Below are 16735 nucleotides of genomic sequence, written 5' to 3'. Positions count from 1 at the left end.
GTGTGGCGCGTCCGGCACGCTTCGGCTAGATCGCAAGGATGACACCGGCGTCCGCGCCGGCCGGCACGAATTCGTCGAGCCGCGCGAGCAGATTCGACATGCGCTGCGGCTGGTACAGGTCGTGAAACACGCCCATCTCCGATTCGTCGTCGGCGCCCTGCGCAATTTCCGGCGCGCAATCCTGTGCAAGCTGGCAATAGGTGGGGGACCCATAGCGCGTGCTGTTGAACATCGGAATCAGCCGGCGTTGCGCGCTCTCGCGTGCGTCGCCGCGCACTTTCGCCATTGCGGTGTCCGGCTGGCATTCGTAGCGGCGCGGCGTGCGAGCCCGCGCGGACACATAGCAGAACCGTACGCAGCCCTGATGAATTCGCTCGACTTCGATGCCGTCGTTGAAGATGCAGTTTTCCGCCAGACTGACCCCGTTGACCCGCACGATGCCGAACACCGTGCAGCGCGCGATCGTCAGCACCGCGCTCGCAAAACCGTCATCCGATCCGCCGAGTGCGGCATGGCGCGCGACCCTTGCATCGACGATGCTGTCGGCAATCGACACCTGCAGCGGCTCCTGCTCCGGATCGTCGGCGGTGACGACGAGCGGCCCGAGAATGGAATGCTCGATGCTGACCCGCGCCCGCGTCTTGACGAGCGACAGACTCGGCGAGTTCGGTGCATCGCCGGAACCGGCCTGGCGTTCAATGTCCCAGCCGGGCACCAGCGTGCAATGCCGGATCGTCAGCTGCGAGAGTTCACCCTTGACCTGCAGTCCACGCCCCGTTACTAGCAAACCGTCCAGCACGAGACGGCATTTCGCCTCGCCTGAAATCGCCATATAGTCCGGACGGTTCGCCTGTAGATCAAGCAGGCGGATCACCGGACGAACCCGCGCCGCCGCGCGGATCTCGAGACTTTGCGCGTTTTCCAGCACGATCCTCACGGCATCGGTGTAGACCTCGTCGGCAGTCAGTTCGATGATCGCGTACGCGGGCTTGTCTTTGTGCCACGCATGCAACGCTTCCTGCAACGAGCGGAAGTCCCCTTCGCTGCCCACGCTGTAACGAGCGACGGCCACGGGTGCGCTCGCCGCCGCCTGGAGCGGCGGTACCCACGAGGGCATCGGGCGCGTGTAAGCGCCACCGCCGATGTCCGCCGCAAACCCGTAGTGGTAGGAGACCACGAGGCCATGCTCGGGCGCCTCGCCGCGCGCAAAGGCAACGCGTCCGGTCTGCGGATCGATCGCGATGGTGCCGCTGCGTGGTTCGACGCCCCACTCCGACAGGTCGGCGACGATGAGCTTCTCCACTGCAATCGGCGCGTTAGCGTCGCTGTCCGTCCATAGCGCAAAGCTGCGCCCGGCCCCGTAGTAGCGAGGGTCGACGTGCCCGTCGGCGAGCGCAACGTCCGAGCGCCGCAACATCACGGGCCGGGCGCGAGCGGCATCCGCGTGCGCGGAACCCGCTTCGGCCGAGGCGTCGAACAGCGGGCAGTTGTTGCCGAGCACGCTGAACGTAAAGCATTCGGGGGCGACCTCTTCGACGCAATACGCCTTGCTGCGCGTGATCGGATACGAGCGCAGCCGCCAGACGAACAGCCCCACCGCGGCGATGCTGTAGCGCCCTGTGCGGTAGCGCGATTGCGGGCGGCGCAGGTCGGTCAGATGCGCGGTGATGTCGGAGACCGAATCGACCCGTTCCATCGTGTGCGCGTGCCGCACATCGGCCGTGCCGCCGCACCCCGGCCGCAGATGCTTGAGTGACTGGGTCGACGCGATGAGTCGGGCGAATTCGACCGCGTGAGCGGGCCAGCCCGATACGGTCGTCGCGAGATCGTCGAGCAGCGACAGCGTGCCTTTGCGGCGCCGATAACGCAGCGTATTGGCGACGTCGCGCCGCGGGAACAATATCCGCGTGCGAGCGGCAGCGCGCGCGGCCGACTGCGCGAGCGGCGCGCCGGCATCGTGCAGCGTGCGGTAGCCGATCAGCTCGCCGATATACGGCACGACCCAATCGGCACAGGTCTCGATGAACCAGTTGTCGTACAGATCCGTGATGTCCTGCTCGAATGCGTTCACCTGCTCCGCGATCACGGCGAGCAGCGCGCGCAGCGGCTCACCCACTTCGCTGTCGCGCTGCCGGTAGATGCTCGGCAGCAGGTTGTACAGGCGGTCGTCGAAAGCGGCGCTCATGCGGCAATCTCCGTCAAGGTCAGCGTACCCGGCACGTCCGCGCTCAGATAGGCGATTTGCGCGGCCCGCACGGAACTCGAGCCGTCGCTGCCGCGGCGGCGTTGCGCGAGGCGCGCCTCGATCAGTTGCCGCGGCACCGCGGACGGCGCGCCGGCGATGCGTTCGAGGTCGGCGAACAGCGTGTCCGGCGAGACACGGTCGAATACGCCGACGTCCGCATAGTCGACGCCCGCGACGCTCTGGATCGCCGCCAGTACTTCGCTCAACGCGGCGGACTGGCCAAGCTCGCGCCGCTCGAAGCTGAAGGTATCGAGCAACGCGGCCCGGACCAGCGGTTCGACGTCGGTCCACTGGCTGCCTTGCGTAACCCGCACGCGCGCGCTGATCACGAGCAGCAGGACATCGCGCGCCGCCACTCGCACCGGCAGGTGCGGATCGCCGAACTGCGCGAGCGCGCTACGCAGATTCACCAGCAGCCCCTCGCCGGCAACCAGCGGCGCATCGCCAGCGGCCGCGACCGTCACATGCACGAGCCACGACCCGCCCACCGCCAGACGACAGGCGCTCGCCTTCGCGACGCCGGCAAAGTTGCGGCTGAAGTCCGCGAAATCGGCGACTGATACCAAGCGGTCGAGCGACGCCAGGCCGAGCGCCATGTTGTGCCGGATATCGTCGGCGCTATCCGGGTCGGCGCCGCCGCTCGCAGCGATCGGATTGACCACGCTCATCACGCCGAGCGGCCGGGTGACGAGCTGGCTGAGCTGCCCCGCATCCGCGTTGGCGTCCGCGCCGATGCCGGTCCGGTAGGTAGCCCGCACGTTCTCGATGCCCGACGGCAGATTCGCGCCCTGGGTGCCATTGCCGAAGGTCACCCGGGTGGTGCCGTCGGCGAGTGTGTCGGTCACGAACACATGATCGTTCGGACCGGCGCTGCGGAAGCTCTTGACCTCTTGCCAGCCCACGCCGTTCACGCTGACCTGCAAGGTGCTCGCGATGCCGGATGGCGTTGGCGCGGCCACGTGCGTGAGCGGCGAGCGCCGCAACACGAAGCTGCGCTGCGCCGCGCGGCCGTCGCCACTGCCGAGTATTTCGGTGTGCGTTTCGCCGTGGGTCGCGGTGGTCACGTTGCCCGATACGCTCAGACTGTCGCGCCGATACGTGTACGCGAGCGGTGCCGCGAGGGTCAGCGTGGTGCGCATGCGTCCGCCCGGCAGCAAGGCGGGCGACGCATCGCTGGCGGCTTGCGTGGCGCCGCCCTGGCTGGTGCCGTTGGCATCGCCGACGGTCTCCACCGAGTGCTTCGCACTCCCGAGCATGACGAGTTCCGTGCCGGTCACGCCGGTGGTTTCGGGAACGTCGGTCCGCTCACCCGACACCACGAGCCATTGGCCCGGTGTCATGTCCTCGTGCAGATCGGCCAGTTCGATGCTCGAACCGGAGACCGGTGTCGTCACCGGCTCGTCGGCCAGGTCGAGCGCCTCGCTCTGCGCGTAAACCACGCTGCCACGAATCACCGTCTTGAACGACGGATCCTTCACGTCGAACCACGGCGGGCTGGCGAGCCGGATGCGCGACGTCTTCGCCGAAATGCCGTAGTCGGCCCGGGACTCGCTGTGCACTTCCTTGACCTGACTGATCACCGGCGCCTTCGGTTCGCTGTTGTCGTCCACGCCGCAGACCACCATCCAACTGCCCGGGACGATCTTGTCGTAGGCGGCGTCCAGATAAATCACGTCGGGCGATTCCCAGGCCGGCTGCTGGTCACTCGCATTGTCTGGCGACGATTGATCGGTGATGACGGCCGGCAAGACCTGGAACTCCCATTCGATCTGCGTGACGGTATCCGTGCGGGCGTTGTCCCCGCGCCTGATCACGGCGTGCTTCGGCGCGCTGCTGCCGAACGGCGCAGCTTGCACATTGAACGCGTAGACCTGCACGTCGGGCGCGGGTGCGATCGTGGTGTTGCGCAGCGCCGTGTCGAGCGAGCCCTGCAGCGCCGGCGAAAACTTCACGAGCATTTGCCGGGTCGTGTCCGTGTCCGGCTGCATCGTCTGGGACAGACTTTGCGGCAGCGCCGCCGCGCTGACCGGATGCAGCGCCGGCGGGCGCGTCAGCGCCTTCGAAAACGACTGCGTGAGCACCGCGGCGAGCGTGCTGGCAGTGACGGGCGCGGTGGCCGGGGGAGTGGACGAAGCGGCACTCGAAGACTGCGCCGCGGCGACGGGTTGCAACGCAAGCGTGATCCGCTTGTTGGGCACGTCGACATCGATCGAGCCGATGCGCCTGAACGTCTGCGACGAACCGCTCACGATCAGCAGCGGGTCGTTCGCCTTGAGCCGCGTCGAAGTGCCGTTGATATAAACGGCCGGGGCGTCCTGCGTCACCTGCTGGGCCCGCGTCGTGCGCAGCGCAAGCGAGGTCCGGCTGGCGCGCGTGACCAGCGGCGTGCTGGTTTCGAACACGCGCGGCACTTCGCCCGCCGTCGGCATCGACATCAGGCTGCTGCCGGCCGGCACTGAGACATCGCCGTCGGAGCCGAGATCCTGGACCGAATACGCGACCGTCACCGACGCCGCCACGCCCGGCCGTGGCGCATAGCCGACCAGCCGCGCCAGCTCCTGCAGCGAACGCTGTTCGGTAGCGGTGCGCAGGTAGCCTTCGTTGGCGATGCGCTCCTGGTAGAACGTCAGGACATCGGCCACCATCGCCCATGCGTCGAGCAATGCGATGGCCGGATCACTGGGCTCGCGCGTCATCGGCGGCGCGGACGGAACGCCGACCGGACCGTCCGGCAGCGTCGGCAGCTGGCTGTAGTAATAGCCGAGCCGCCCTTTCATCACCTCCATGAAGGTCGACCAGGTGCCGATCCGATACGAGATCGCGCTCAGTCCCGGGCGATTCGTAATCGTGACAAGCGTGTCGGCGGTATCGAACGGATACGCGGAGCAACCGCAGGAAGAGTTCATCGACCGCCTCTCATCCGGAACCGGATCCGGCCATGCTCGGGATAGTTCGGGTCATTGTCGAGCCGCGCGATCTCCTGCACGGCGAGCGGCAGCACGCCGTTCGTGAGCGCATCGTGCGACGGCACGAACATCCGCTCGAAGCGCGTGACGACCGCCCGCACGACGCCCTCGACTGCCTGCGCGGCGGCGACGATCCGGCTCAGATAGATGTCCTCGCCGAAGTTGAGGTTATCCGGCGCGAACAGCCCTTCGGCGGCGCGGCGCGCGGGGCCGGTGCCGAACGCGTCGAGCAGCGCCGCTTCGACATGGCCGCGCAGATAGTCCCGCGCGATATGCACGTCCAGTTCGATGTCGAGCGAGACATACGTCGCGGCGCATACCTCAAGCACGTGTCCGATCCGCCGGTAGCGTTCGAGAAAACGGCCGACCTCATCGAGCAAGGCCGGCGCGACCTGCTCGCTGCCGTAGGGCGCGATCGCCACCCGCGCGGCGTAGCCGCTCCCCGTCCAGAGCAGGGTCGCCGCGGCGCGCCGCACCGCGGCAACGCGTGTCGCGAGGCTTGCGTAGTCGTCGGCGGTGACGGCGCGCTCGAGCGTGTCGAGAAACGCCGTCGGCGCGTTGACGCGGACATCGTCGAGTGTCTGCGGCGCGGTCCCGCCCACCGCGGCGAACGGATTCCACACGCGCCGGATCGTCGGCAGGGAAGCGGGCGAGCGGCACTGCAGATGGATGATCGTGCCGGCGCCGACGTTGCCTTGAACACCTGAGCCGACCCGGTACGCAATCCGGAACGCGGTGCCGGCCGCGGGCTGCATGCCGTTCAGGCCATCGCCAAACCGCAGGCTCGCGCCGCCGTCGTCGTCGATATCGACCACGTAGTCGCAATCGTCCGGTCCGCTCGAAAGCAGGTCGGGCTGCGCCGACCACGGCATGACGAGCACGGCGAGCTGGGTCTGCAACATCTGCACGAGCGCGGCCGGCGGCGGCGTGGCGCCGTCGTATTTGCGGATCGCCGCGCGCGTCGCGTGGGACAGGCGGTCGAATAGCGCGCTCGTCGCCGGATCGCGATTTTTCAGGCGCAACAACAGCGCTTGCGGCGCCGCGAGGTCGTCGAACGAAAACAAGGGACTGGAGCCGTCGGGCTGTCCCGGTATCGACGTCACGACGACTTGCGGCGCCGCGGCGCGCGGGTCCTGCTGCAACTGTGCCGACGCTGGCCCCGATGCGCGCGGCGACGCACGAAACGTCAGTCCTGCGCGCTGCAGCGCGGGGCCGAACTGGCCCGGCACGACGTCCGCCTGGGCGGGCTCGCCGACGTCTTCACAGCCCTGCAGGACGATCGTGGCCGGCACCTGATCTTCGATGTCTTCCTCGACATAGGCGCCGTGGTCGATCAACCACACGTTCGCGCGGGCCACCATGATGTCTCGCGGCGCCTCGTAGCGGCGCCGCGGTCCCAGGTATCGGCACTCGGGGGCGGGCCCGATCGCCGCGATCACGAGCGCGAACGTCAGCGCGTCGGCCGCTTCCCATTCGACGTTCACAATCGGCTGCTCGTAGACCGGATCGATCGCCGGGTTCACATGCGTCAGACGTACCACCTGGCGATGCGCTGGATCGGCGTCCTCCTCGAGCCCGGTGATCGGACTGCAGACCTCCTCGATGAACAGGAAGGCGCCCGGCTTCAGATGCGCGAGCTTGCGCAAGCGTTGCGGCGGTTTGCCGCTCGCATCGGACGCCGCTGTGCCCTCAAGCTCGCCCGGCTTGCTGGCCGGATCGGCGGCCCGTGGTTTCGCCGCGTCACCGTCCTGCCATCCATCGACCAGCGTCGCTGCCGTCGCACCGGGGGGCAACACATATTGACTCGCGCCCCACGCATAAAAGCTGATCTGGCTATGCGCCGCGTACACCGCGAGCGGCGCGCCGTCGATTGGTGCGAACGCCTGATAGATATCGTCGGGCACGTTCGCGAGCGCCGTCGGACTCAGAACCGGCGACGGGTCCGGCAACAGCGAGTGACAGTCGGTCACGAAGCGGCAATCCGCGGCGGCCAACGGCGGCAGATCCGCGCTGCTGTCGATGCAGATCCACGTGCGCGCGTTGCAGCCTTCGTGCATCACATAGTCGAGCAGGCGCGCATGGCGGCGCACCGACAGGCGCCGGCGTGCGGTGCCGAGATACGCCTCGGTCGCGACCGCATCCTGGTAGTAGCTCAGATAGTCGCCGACGTACGCGAGTATTTCGACCAGCGCGATGCCCTCGTCCGGTTCGTGGGTCTCGGTCCACTCCGGCATGATCAACGCCAGCCGGTTGAGGATCAGTTGCCGGAAGCTCGCATAGTCTTTCGACAGATAGTCGATCTCCGGCTCCGCGCGCGCCGCGATCAGGCTGACGGGCGCGCTCACGCAGTCGAGTTCCTTCGGCGTGCCGACCCAGAAACTGAACGCGCAGCGAAGGTAGTGCGGGTCGAAGCCGGGTACGCCCTTGATCACGAGCGTGTAGACCGAATAGTCGCCGGGCCGGTCCAGCGTCAGGATCGCGCATTGCGGGCCCGGTGCGTGATCGCCGTCGGACTCGCGCACGCTCAGCACACGAATGCCGCGCACTCGCGCACCGCCCTCTATCGTGCAGTGCGAAGCCTCGAGCGCGTCTGGGGCGTCGAGAAAGAACATCACCCGCAGTTTGCGCGGATTGTCACCGACCTCGATGTAGTCGATCCCGTTCAACCCCCGGTGGCGCGCATCCACGCGTCGCTGATGATCGTCCTCGACGACAGGCTTGATCATTGCCATGTCAGATCGCCCTCACGAACTGCGCGTTGGTGGTCTGCGTCGTACCGCGCATCAGGTACTGCACGTTCACGGTCAGCGTGGCGTCGCTGGCGGTCACGGCAAGCGAGCGAATGTCGATCAGATCGCCCAGCCAACGCTGCAGCGACGCCTGCACCGTGAACTGCAGCGCCGCCGCGAGTTCGGCGCTGTTCGGCGCGAACACCATCTGCTGCAGGCCCGAGCCGAGATCCGGCAGATTGACCCGCTCGCCGGGATTGGTGAACAGCATCTGTTCGATGAGGTCGCGCACATGGTCCGCGTCCGGCGCCTGCGCGGTGCGCCCGAGCGGGTCATAGCGAAACGGATACGCGATGTTCATCGCCTAACTCCCCTTAACGAAGAGTTGCGTGACGCCAAGGATCAACGGCGTCTGGTTCGGCTGGCAGCTCGACTGGCTATCGGTCAACACCACCGGCGCGCCGTCCGCAAAAACCTGGCGCGCGGCGGCAATCCAGCTCCCCGTCACGCAGGGTGGCGCGCCTGTCGTGACGATCGGCAGTTGGCAGCCAGTCACGCCATAGGTCGAGATTTGCGTGATCACGGCCTGGCCGCTGACCATGACTCTGGCGCTCGCCTGGGTGGGCGTTGCCGGACCGAGATGCGCACAGGTCACGATCACGCCTTCGTGCATCAGGTAGCCGGGCATCGCAGGTCTCCTTTCGCTTCGCGGGGCAGTGAGGCCGCCTCGCCTCATACCGGCACCGGCGAAACCGTCAACGCCTCGCCGCAAATCTTCACGCCCGAGACCGACAGTTCGATCGACACCGCAGGCCCGAACGACAAGGTGATACCGTCGGCCGCCAGCACGATCCGCGGGCCCAGGTCGGCGAGCGCGGTTTCGAGCGTGATCAACTTGTCGCCGAGCGTATTGATGACGAGCCGGTTGCCGGCCGCCGACTGCATCGCGAGCGGCAATTGGGTCAGGTCGATCTGCTTGCCGAGCGACAGCGCGAGTTGTCCGTCCATCCACCAGCACCCGGTCCAGATCGGCTTGTTGAGATTGCCCTCTTCGAATTCGATCCATACACCGGCACCGGGAGGAGGCATGCCGAAAAAACCCATGTTCGTCCCGGCGAACGGCGTGCACACCTCGGCAACCACCATCACCGGCGTGCCGCCGACGGTGATTGTCGCGGTGAGGCGTCCATTGGTTTCGGGTGTCGTCGAATTGATGACGACGCCTCGATACTTGCCGTAATAGCGGTTCTCATCGTTCATGTCGGCACCACCGGTGTCAAAGAACCGAGCCCCTCGCGGGTCAGCGTGAAGCTCTGCCTGTATTCGCCCTTGCCGATGCTGTGCGTGACGCTCTTCACGTAGTAGAAGCCGTCGTGCATGTACCCCGCGCCGCGCACGCTGACGAGACGCCGCGGCCGCAGGATCGTTCCATAACGCAGCATGTCGAGTTCGCCTGTCGCCAGCACGGCGTGGCTCGCGTTATTGGTCTGCGCCTGCGCACGCAAGAGCGCTTGCGGGAAAGAGAGGCCACCGACGTCCTCGGCCGCCACCATGCGCAGGGTCTGCGGCTGCAATGCGAGCGGCGGGAGCGCGGCGAGCGGCGGCAGCGTCGGAGCGAGCGTCGCGAGCGGAATCGGCACCCCGGTTGTTTCGTCGATCACCGCGCCGACGACGAGCGCCGGTTTGCGCGAGTCGTAGCGAAAGTTGATCTTCGCGTTGGTCTCGGGCCCCATGTTCACCGACAGCACCGTCTGCGGCGGGGGCGTCAGATTCAGCGGCCCCCAGTACGCCAGGTTCACCATCGGCGCCGCGGTCGGCTCCACGTAGAACACGCAGCCATAGTCGTGCGCAAGCTGCAGCAGATAGCTCAGGTCGGTGTCGCTCTTGGTCGGGATCTGTTCGGTCGGCGGGGCAATGCTCGGGTCAACGGGGATGATGATCGGCTGCGTGCCGAGATACATCGAGTAGGTCAGCAGCGTCTGCTCGACGATCGAGGCCACGCTTTCGCCGGGGTAGTTCAGCGCCGTCTGCCGTATGTCCATCATCACGCGCACGTCCTCGCCGATCACGGTGAGCGTGGACGCGCCTGGCTGCTCGCTTGGTTCGAGATGCGTGTCCATGATGAAGCCGTCGATCAGCACCTGCGGAAACACGCCAAGCCACACCTGCACGACGACCCGGGTCGACGGCCTGAGCAACGGGTTGCTGAGTAGTGCGTAGTCGAGCGCCAGCACGCCCGTACGGCCGACCGTGAAGACCAGCTGGAAACCGTCGCGCGGGCCATCGCTCAACGTGACCTCCACATGCGAGAGCGCCTCCACGATCAGCGCGGGCGCCGGCACCGCGATCGTCGGACCGAGCCACAGCGTGAGCCGCGTGCCCAGCAGACTTGCCGCGCTCGACATGACGTCCATCGCTCACCCCTGCGGCGTTTGCGGCATCGGCACGCGCACCAGCGTGCCGACGGCGGCATCGCCGGTCAGATCGAACGGATTCATCGCGCTATTGGCATCGCAGATCTGCCAGTACTGCGTCGGCACGCCAAGCGTGCGCGCGGCGATCAGATCGAGGCGGTCGCCCTGCGTAACGCCAACCTGGGCCAGCAGCGTGAGGCCGTCCGGCTGCGGCAGGAAACGCCGCCTCACATAGGGGATCTGGCGCCCGCCGGTCGTCGTATAGACCGCCGTATCGAGCGAATAGTAGCGACTGGTGTAGTCGAACACGGTGCGCTCCGTCAGGTGAGAGAGATGCTCGTATTGCCGCCGAGCACCGCGCCGATATTGTTCACACTGGCAATCGTCGCCATCGTCTCCTTGACGATCTGATGCGCGAGAAACAGGTGATAGCCGGGATTGACGATCGACAGATCGTTGTAGCTCAGCACGCGCAGACCGAGCGACGCCTTGGCTCGCAGCGGATTCAGATGTTCGTCGTGGGCTTCCTCGCTGATGCTGAAATCGGTCAGGCGCACCGGCAGCACGCGTTTGATGCCCCAGATGAACAGCGTGAACGGCGCCATCGGCGGAATGATTTCGATCGTGCCCGCCGCGAGCAGAATGGTGTTGGCGATCACCTGCGCGCTTTTCGGATAGATCAGCATTTCGAGCTGCGAGAGCTGCGGATAGATGCCCATTGCGAGCGCGTTGCTGTCGCCGTTCTCCAGCTGATCGGTCGCGTCGATCTCGATGTCCACCTTGATCGTCTCGATCGGCGCGCCCTTCAGACGCATCGCTTCATCGCGGTCGCCCTGCTCGCCGCCCATCCCCTGCGCCTGCAGCGTGCGCGTCAAGGTCTCGGGGTTGTACTGGAACATGATGACGCTCGCGAGCGGATTGAACAGATCGATGCCGACGATCGCGCCTCTTAGCAGCCGCGGGCCGATGGGATACGTGGTCATCGCGCGCCTCCTCCAATGCAGCCATGCACCGACGCCGCGATCCGCGCGCCCAATGCATGCGCGTCGTACACCCCGCGCCCGCCGGCTTCGGGAGGCGGCAACGTCAGCGCCGCGCCGCGCAGATACGGCAGCGCGCGGCCGCCACGCCAGTGCGCCGCGAGCCCCTCGGCCGCGAGCAGCCGCCCGAGTTCCGCCTGCAACGCAGCCGCGATCACCGCGTTGCCGCGCGCACTGAGACCTAGGTCTTCGAGCACCAGACGTTCGATATGCAAGACGATCCGCATCATGTGGCTCCCAGGCTGCCGGCTACGCGCAATTCGCTTTCGTTGACGGGCCGGCCGAGTTTCGTCAACTCGGCCCGCACCGCGGCCATGATTGCTTTCATCGTCACAGGCTCGTTAGCCTGCGCCGCGAGAAACGCCGCGCTCAGCGCCGCGCTGTGGATGTTGCCGCCCGACAGCGTGAGCCATGCGAGCCGTTCGAAATCCAGCAGCCGGCACGGTGTTTCGGCGGGAAACGCTTTTTGCCAGATCGCTTTGCGCTCCGCGATGCCGGGAAACGGAAAATGAACCACGAAGCGCAAGCGCCGCATGAAGGCGGTATCGAGCGCCGCGCGCATGTTGGTCGCGAGAATCGCGAGGCCGCGATAGCTCTCGAGCCGCTGCAGCAGATAGTTGATTTCGATGTTCGCGTAGCGGTCGTGGCTATCCTTCACCTCGCTGCGTTTGCCGAACAGCGCGTCGCACTCGTCGAACAGCAGGATCGCGCCGCCGTCTTCCGCGGCGTCGAACAGACGCCGCAGATTCGCCTCGGTCTCGCCGATGTACTTGCTGACCACCGACGAGAGATCGATTCGATAGAGGCTCAGGCGCAGATCGTTGGCAATCACCTCGGCGGCCATGGTTTTGCCCGTGCCGCTATCGCCGCTGAACAATGCGCTGATGCCCAACCCGCGATTCATTTTGCGGGCAAAGCCCCAGTCCTCGTACACGACGGTTCGCTGCCGCACCTGGGCGCTGATCTGCCGCAGCAGGTCGAGTTGCTCGCACGGCAGCACGAGGTCGTCCCACTGCGCGCGCGCATCGAGACGCAGCGCGAGACGGTTCAACGCGGGCCGCGCACTTTCGCCGCAGGCCTGCCAGAGTTGCTCGCCCAGTTGCTGGTCGTCGGCGTGCGCAGCACGCGCCAGGGTTTGTGCCGCGATGCGGCCGATCTGCTCGGCTTTCAGATCGAACTGCGCGGCGAGCGTGCCGCCCAGTTGCGCGGCACGGCCAGGTAACGCCGCGCACCAGAGGTTGCGCTGCTCGGCGGGCGTCGGCTTCGCTACCTCGATGTCGAAAGAAGGCCGGCCCACCGACGCCAGCCGCTCGCGCGTGTCGATGAAGCATGGCCCGTCGCAACGGGACAGGAAGCGTCGCAGGATGGCGTGAATCTTCGCGTCGTCGTCGCCCCCGCGATCCGGCAATTCCATGTACAGCGCCACGGGCCACAACATGGCCTCGCGATACCACAGCCGCGCCAGCAACTCGAGTTCCGCAGCCTGCTCGGGCAGCGTCTCCGCCGCCAGCCGGTACAAGCGGCAATCGAACTGCTCCGCGACCCGGCGCGCCAGCGCGAGCTTGTCCGCGCCCGGCGCGCCGAGCAGCTGGACGACCGGCAGCGCGCCGTCGTGAACCGCGTACTCCAACGCATCGATGACCCGCGCGAGCGCGGCGTCCTGCGACGGCTGCACATCGGTCCAGTCGACCGCGGGCGGCACCGGCGCGACGAACCTGGCCAGTCTTTCGTCGAGAAAGTTGAGCCCCTTGATGAAGGACACGATGCGCTCATCGACCGACAGTGCCCGCATGGTGAACGGCTCGCTCGAGTCCGCCGCGACGACCAGTTGCCAATAGCGCAACGGGCGCTCCGGCGACATCAGATCCCACGTGGCATCGTCGAACAGCGACATCGCGAGCGCAAAGGTCGGATAGGGGCGCCGCGCCGAACCCTGGGCCAACGCGCACAGCTCAGCGATGCGGGTGTCCAGTTCCATCGCGGCACACAGCAGCAGCACGTTCTGTTCGAACGGCGAGAGCCCGACATGCCGGCTCAGCGTCAGCAGTGAAGGCACGCGCGTGACGTCGTCGACTTCGCACGCGGCGAGCCGCGCTTCGGCCTCGCGTAGCGCGGCGTTGGCGTTGGCGTCACGTCCCGGCACCGGGACGCCGCCAGCGCCGCCACCATTGCAGGCGGACTGCGGTTCGCTCACGGCCTGCGCAAGCACGCTCAACCGCACGCGCAGCCATGCCAACGCGGCGGACAACCACTCCGCATTGGCTTCATGCCAGTTCGCGGGCGCGTTCATTTGAACACCACCTTCTGATTGCGAAACACCGGCGGCTTCACCGAGCGGTCCACCAGCAGACTGTCCACGCCGTCCACGCGCAAGCGGACCAGATACGTGCCGGCAACCGCCTGCGGGACCGGGAACGACAGGCTCCCTGTCGCGTTCGCGGACCGCGCGCCCGCAATTTCCTGATCGCCCAGCAACAGCGCGACGCGTTGCACGGGCTGCACATCCGGCGAGCATTTCAGCTTGACGGTCGCCGCGCCGTTGGCGATCGTCGCTTTGAGCGGCATGGGGCTGGTAATCGTCGGGGCGAGCGCCATCGGCAGCGCGTTGGTCGAGTGCACTGGCGGATTCGGTTGATCCGGCGTGCTCGTGATCTCTACCGTCACCGCATACCAACCCGCGACCCACGCAAACTGCGCCGTATCGAGCTGCACGTCGATGCGTGTGGCCGTCGCGCCCTGGCCCGCCGGCACGCGAATCGGATTTTGCAGCGCTGGATGGGCGAACACGACCTCGACCTTGTCGCCGGCCAGCAGCGTCCCCGCAATCGTCACGACGTCGCCGATCTGCGCGCCCGACTGCTGGTTCGGCGGCGTGATCGACTGAAGCGTCGGCAGCCCCGGATCGAGCCGCGCCAGCGCGACGGGCCCGGTATCGCCGGTGCCGCGCATGAGCACCGGCAACGGCGTGCGCGCCGAGCGCGCGCTCTCGATCAGCACGACGGACGCCTCGTAGGATGCCGACAGCCGATACTGCGTCTGAAACCCGGACCACAGCTTGAAGATGTCTTCGACGGAAAGCGGCTGTAGCGAAAAGCGGATCCGCTCCATCTGGAGGTAGGCATCGTTGCCCGGCAGCGCGAGCCGGATCTCGTCGCTGCCGAGTAGCGGATGGTCGTGCATCACGCTCATCGCGCGGCCCAGCAGGAAATGGCTGAATGGACTTTGCGCGTCATTGTCGCGGCCCCACGCGGTGATCAGGTAGTACAGGTTGAGCGCGAGCGGCGGAAAGCCGCTCTCGAGCGATTGCACCTGACCCGGCATCGACAGGTTGCGCCACGCGGCATTGGGGGTCGTCTGATACAGGAACACGTTCAGCTGGTTACCGCTGCCGCTCGCATCGCGCGCACGATCCATCGGCAACGTGGTGACGATGGTGTCTTCCAGGCCGGCCTCCACCTTGACGCCGTCCGACAGCAGATTGCGCAACGCGGCGGTGACAGCGGCAATCGCATTCGCGCTCACGATCCGCTCCCCTCGGCGCGCGCTTTCAGATACCGGTCGAGCGGCGACGGCTCGCGCGTGTTGCGCGCCGGCTTCGTCCTGCTGTTCGACGGCGCTGGGCTCGCGCGAACTTCGACGCGGCCGATGGTGACGTGCACTGTTGGCGCTGCATCGTTCTGTGGCCGCCCGGCGCTGTCCGGCCGCGCGCGCGAAACCGCCGCGACGTGCGCGGGCGGCTCGGTATCGGCCGAGCGTCGGGCGAGAGGAACGGGCGGCTTGTGCTGCGAAGCCGCGCGATGGGTCGCGTGCGGTAGTGCGCGCTCGGGTTCGGCATCGACCTGACCGGTGACGGGCACGGCCTCGTCGTCGCGCGCGCGGTCAGCAGGCGATAGCGTGCGGCCGGGTGACATCTGAGCGTGGCGAGCAGGTTCGTCCGTCGCTCGCGCGACCAGCGGCAGGCGGGTCGATTTTGACGCGGCCTTCTCGTGCACCGCCGAGCGATGCGCGTCGCCGTCGCGGGTCGGATCGAGCGGCGGCTGCGCTGATGAGGCGGTGATCGTGGGCTGTGCCAGTGGCAACACCGGCTGCGACGCGTTCGGTTGCTGCGAGTGCTGACTGATTGGCGGCATCGGATGCGCAAGCGTAGCGCCGTCACGTAGTGCGTCCATGCGATACGCCACGCCGTCCTCAGCATCGGGCTCGACACCTGTCGGCATCGCGCTGGAGCGCGCGTACGTCGGCACAGTGACGCTACGCGCCTGCACGGCGACAGATTCGTCACGCACTTCTGAACCGGTCTGCTTGCGCAACTCAGGCGAAGCGATGCGCTCGCTACGGGTATCGCGGTTCAGTTCCGTTGCAGGGGCCACCTCGGCTTCACGCGTCCGAGCTTCCGCGTGAAGCGCGGGCGGCTCGGAGTGGGGCGGCACGCGCTCGTCCGGCACGCGGTGTGCGGGCACGGCGTCAAACGTGTCGAACACATCAAACATATCGAACGATTCTGCGCGCGGCGGACCGAACCTCGACGCGAGCCGCGGCTTCACGATGTCGGCCGTGCCGAGCGCGCGTGCCGCAAGGTTGTGCAGGAATGCGCTCATGTCGTCAGCATCCCGAGGTAGTACTGGCGACGGCTCGGGCTGAGCGCCAGGATCTCGGCTTCGCTCCACCCGTAAGCCGACGCGAGTTCATGCACGTCGCCGAGCGTGCGGCGCGCCCAGTCGGCCACTTCTTTCCAGAGATACGACACGATGTCGAACCCCGCCTGCCATTCGTGCGCGCACGCGGGACACTGAATGTGAAGGCGTACGTCGGCCTGCGGATCCGCGCGTTCGAGGTGCTCGTTCACCGCGACGCGTACGGCGGGCGGCACGCTGCTCGCGGACAGCGTCGCGCCGTCGTGCCCGGTGACCACCACGCAGCGGTCGAACAACGCGTTGGCCACGCTGTCGACGTCGGCAGTGGCGTCGATCGCGAGCAGGTCGTCGGTGTTCACCGGCCGGCATTCGACGCGCAGACCGTCGATCTCTAACTGCGCGATGCCCGGCGTCGACGGCGCGGCGAGCAGCGCGTCGGCCGTCAGCTCGAACTCCGCGCTGGCGCCGCACAGCGGACAGCCGGCGAGGCCTTCGAGGCGCGCGCCGAACTGCGCCGCGCGCAGCCGCAACAATTCACGATCGCGCACGCCGACCGGCCAGAAGCGCACGTCCTCCGCCGGCACGCCCGCCTGCGTCTGCGCCAGCGCCGCGCCGAGCAGCCAGAGCGCCCACGCGTCGGCCGGCAACGTATGGCCACGGTCCCATGCGTCGAGCAGCATGAACGTATCGAGACGCCGCATGATCGC

General features: G+C 67.2%; 14 protein-coding genes. All 14 read right to left on the bottom strand.

Annotated elements, in window-relative coordinates:
- Nucleotides 1–25: 25 nt before the first annotated feature.
- Genes L0U81_RS29945 through L0U81_RS29880 form a run of 14 tightly spaced genes read right to left on the bottom strand, consistent with a single transcriptional unit; the run spans nucleotide 26 to nucleotide 16729 of the window.
- The gene (locus L0U81_RS29945) at nucleotides 26–2185 is read right to left on the bottom strand and encodes a hypothetical protein (RefSeq protein WP_233809228.1); all 2160 of its coding nucleotides are present in this window, start codon (nucleotides 2183–2185) and stop codon (nucleotides 26–28) included.
- Nucleotides 2182–5151, bottom strand: coding sequence for a putative baseplate assembly protein (locus tag L0U81_RS29940; RefSeq protein WP_233809226.1), 2970 nt, complete (start codon nucleotides 5149–5151; stop codon nucleotides 2182–2184). Before L0U81_RS29940 ends, L0U81_RS29945 begins: the two co-directional genes overlap by 4 nt.
- Nucleotides 5148–7943, bottom strand: coding sequence for a putative baseplate assembly protein (locus L0U81_RS29935; protein ID WP_233809224.1), 2796 nt, complete (start codon nucleotides 7941–7943; stop codon nucleotides 5148–5150). Before L0U81_RS29935 ends, L0U81_RS29940 begins: the two co-directional genes overlap by 4 nt.
- A gap of 1 nt (nucleotide 7944) precedes the next feature.
- Entirely contained in the window at nucleotides 7945–8301 is a 357-nt protein-coding gene (locus L0U81_RS29930; protein WP_233809222.1) for a GPW/gp25 family protein, read from the bottom strand.
- 3 nt (nucleotides 8302–8304) lie between these two features.
- Nucleotides 8305–8628, bottom strand: coding sequence for a hypothetical protein (locus L0U81_RS29925; protein WP_233809220.1), 324 nt, complete (start codon nucleotides 8626–8628; stop codon nucleotides 8305–8307).
- A gap of 44 nt (nucleotides 8629–8672) precedes the next feature.
- Nucleotides 8673–9200 (bottom strand): phage baseplate assembly protein V, encoded by a 528-nt coding sequence (locus L0U81_RS29920; protein WP_233809218.1) that lies wholly within the window; start codon nucleotides 9198–9200, stop codon nucleotides 8673–8675.
- On the bottom strand, nucleotides 9197–10354 hold the full coding sequence (locus tag L0U81_RS29915) for a hypothetical protein (RefSeq protein ID WP_233809216.1): 1158 nt from the start codon (nucleotides 10352–10354) through the stop codon (nucleotides 9197–9199). Before L0U81_RS29915 ends, L0U81_RS29920 begins: the two co-directional genes overlap by 4 nt.
- Nucleotides 10355–10357: 3 nt before the next feature.
- Nucleotides 10358–10663 carry a LysM domain-containing protein gene (locus tag L0U81_RS29910; protein ID WP_233809214.1) on the bottom strand — a complete coding sequence of 102 codons (306 nt, stop codon included), beginning with the start codon at nucleotides 10661–10663 and terminating at the stop codon, nucleotides 10358–10360.
- 11 nt (nucleotides 10664–10674) lie between these two features.
- Nucleotides 10675–11337 carry a hypothetical protein gene (locus L0U81_RS29905; RefSeq protein WP_233809212.1) on the bottom strand — a complete coding sequence of 221 codons (663 nt, stop codon included), beginning with the start codon at nucleotides 11335–11337 and terminating at the stop codon, nucleotides 10675–10677.
- The gene (locus tag L0U81_RS29900; RefSeq protein ID WP_233809210.1) at nucleotides 11334–11624 is read right to left on the bottom strand and encodes a hypothetical protein; all 291 of its coding nucleotides are present in this window, start codon (nucleotides 11622–11624) and stop codon (nucleotides 11334–11336) included. The genes L0U81_RS29905 and L0U81_RS29900 overlap by 4 nt, the downstream gene beginning before the upstream one ends.
- The gene (locus tag L0U81_RS29895; RefSeq protein ID WP_233809208.1) at nucleotides 11621–13684 is read right to left on the bottom strand and encodes an AAA family ATPase; all 2064 of its coding nucleotides are present in this window, start codon (nucleotides 13682–13684) and stop codon (nucleotides 11621–11623) included. Before L0U81_RS29895 ends, L0U81_RS29900 begins: the two co-directional genes overlap by 4 nt.
- Nucleotides 13681–14916, bottom strand: a complete 1236-nt coding sequence (locus L0U81_RS29890; RefSeq protein ID WP_233809206.1) for a DUF4255 domain-containing protein — start codon at nucleotides 14914–14916, stop codon at nucleotides 13681–13683. Before L0U81_RS29890 ends, L0U81_RS29895 begins: the two co-directional genes overlap by 4 nt.
- Nucleotides 14913–15992, bottom strand: a complete 1080-nt coding sequence (locus tag L0U81_RS29885) for a hypothetical protein (RefSeq protein ID WP_233809204.1) — start codon at nucleotides 15990–15992, stop codon at nucleotides 14913–14915. Before L0U81_RS29885 ends, L0U81_RS29890 begins: the two co-directional genes overlap by 4 nt.
- Nucleotides 15989–16729, bottom strand: coding sequence for a hypothetical protein (locus L0U81_RS29880; RefSeq protein WP_233809202.1), 741 nt, complete (start codon nucleotides 16727–16729; stop codon nucleotides 15989–15991). The genes L0U81_RS29885 and L0U81_RS29880 overlap by 4 nt, the downstream gene beginning before the upstream one ends.
- Nucleotides 16730–16735 lie beyond the last annotated feature (6 nt).

This window comes from Paraburkholderia sp. HP33-1 (assembly GCF_021390595.1).
Classification (GTDB): domain Bacteria; phylum Pseudomonadota; class Gammaproteobacteria; order Burkholderiales; family Burkholderiaceae; genus Paraburkholderia.
Note: the sequence above shows the minus strand (reverse complement) of the source record. Positions and strands in the feature narration are given on the sequence as shown.

Coding starts and splice junctions, on each gene's coding strand:
- L0U81_RS29945 (WP_233809228.1), bottom strand. CDS start 2,185: ATGAGCGCCGCTTTCGACGACCGCCTGTACAACCTGCTGCCGAGCATC.
- L0U81_RS29940 (WP_233809226.1), bottom strand. CDS start 5,151: ATGAACTCTTCCTGCGGTTGCTCCGCGTATCCGTTCGATACCGCCGAC.
- L0U81_RS29935 (WP_233809224.1), bottom strand. CDS start 7,943: ATGGCAATGATCAAGCCTGTCGTCGAGGACGATCATCAGCGACGCGTG.
- L0U81_RS29930 (WP_233809222.1), bottom strand. CDS start 8,301: ATGAACATCGCGTATCCGTTTCGCTATGACCCGCTCGGGCGCACCGCG.
- L0U81_RS29925 (WP_233809220.1), bottom strand. CDS start 8,628: ATGCCCGGCTACCTGATGCACGAAGGCGTGATCGTGACCTGTGCGCAT.
- L0U81_RS29920 (WP_233809218.1), bottom strand. CDS start 9,200: ATGAACGATGAGAACCGCTATTACGGCAAGTATCGAGGCGTCGTCATC.
- L0U81_RS29915 (WP_233809216.1), bottom strand. CDS start 10,354: ATGGACGTCATGTCGAGCGCGGCAAGTCTGCTGGGCACGCGGCTCACG.
- L0U81_RS29905 (WP_233809212.1), bottom strand. CDS start 11,337: ATGACCACGTATCCCATCGGCCCGCGGCTGCTAAGAGGCGCGATCGTC.
- L0U81_RS29900 (WP_233809210.1), bottom strand. CDS start 11,624: ATGATGCGGATCGTCTTGCATATCGAACGTCTGGTGCTCGAAGACCTA.
- L0U81_RS29895 (WP_233809208.1), bottom strand. CDS start 13,684: ATGAACGCGCCCGCGAACTGGCATGAAGCCAATGCGGAGTGGTTGTCC.
- L0U81_RS29885 (WP_233809204.1), bottom strand. CDS start 15,992: ATGAGCGCATTCCTGCACAACCTTGCGGCACGCGCGCTCGGCACGGCC.
- L0U81_RS29880 (WP_233809202.1), bottom strand. CDS start 16,729: ATGCGGCGTCTCGATACGTTCATGCTGCTCGACGCATGGGACCGTGGC.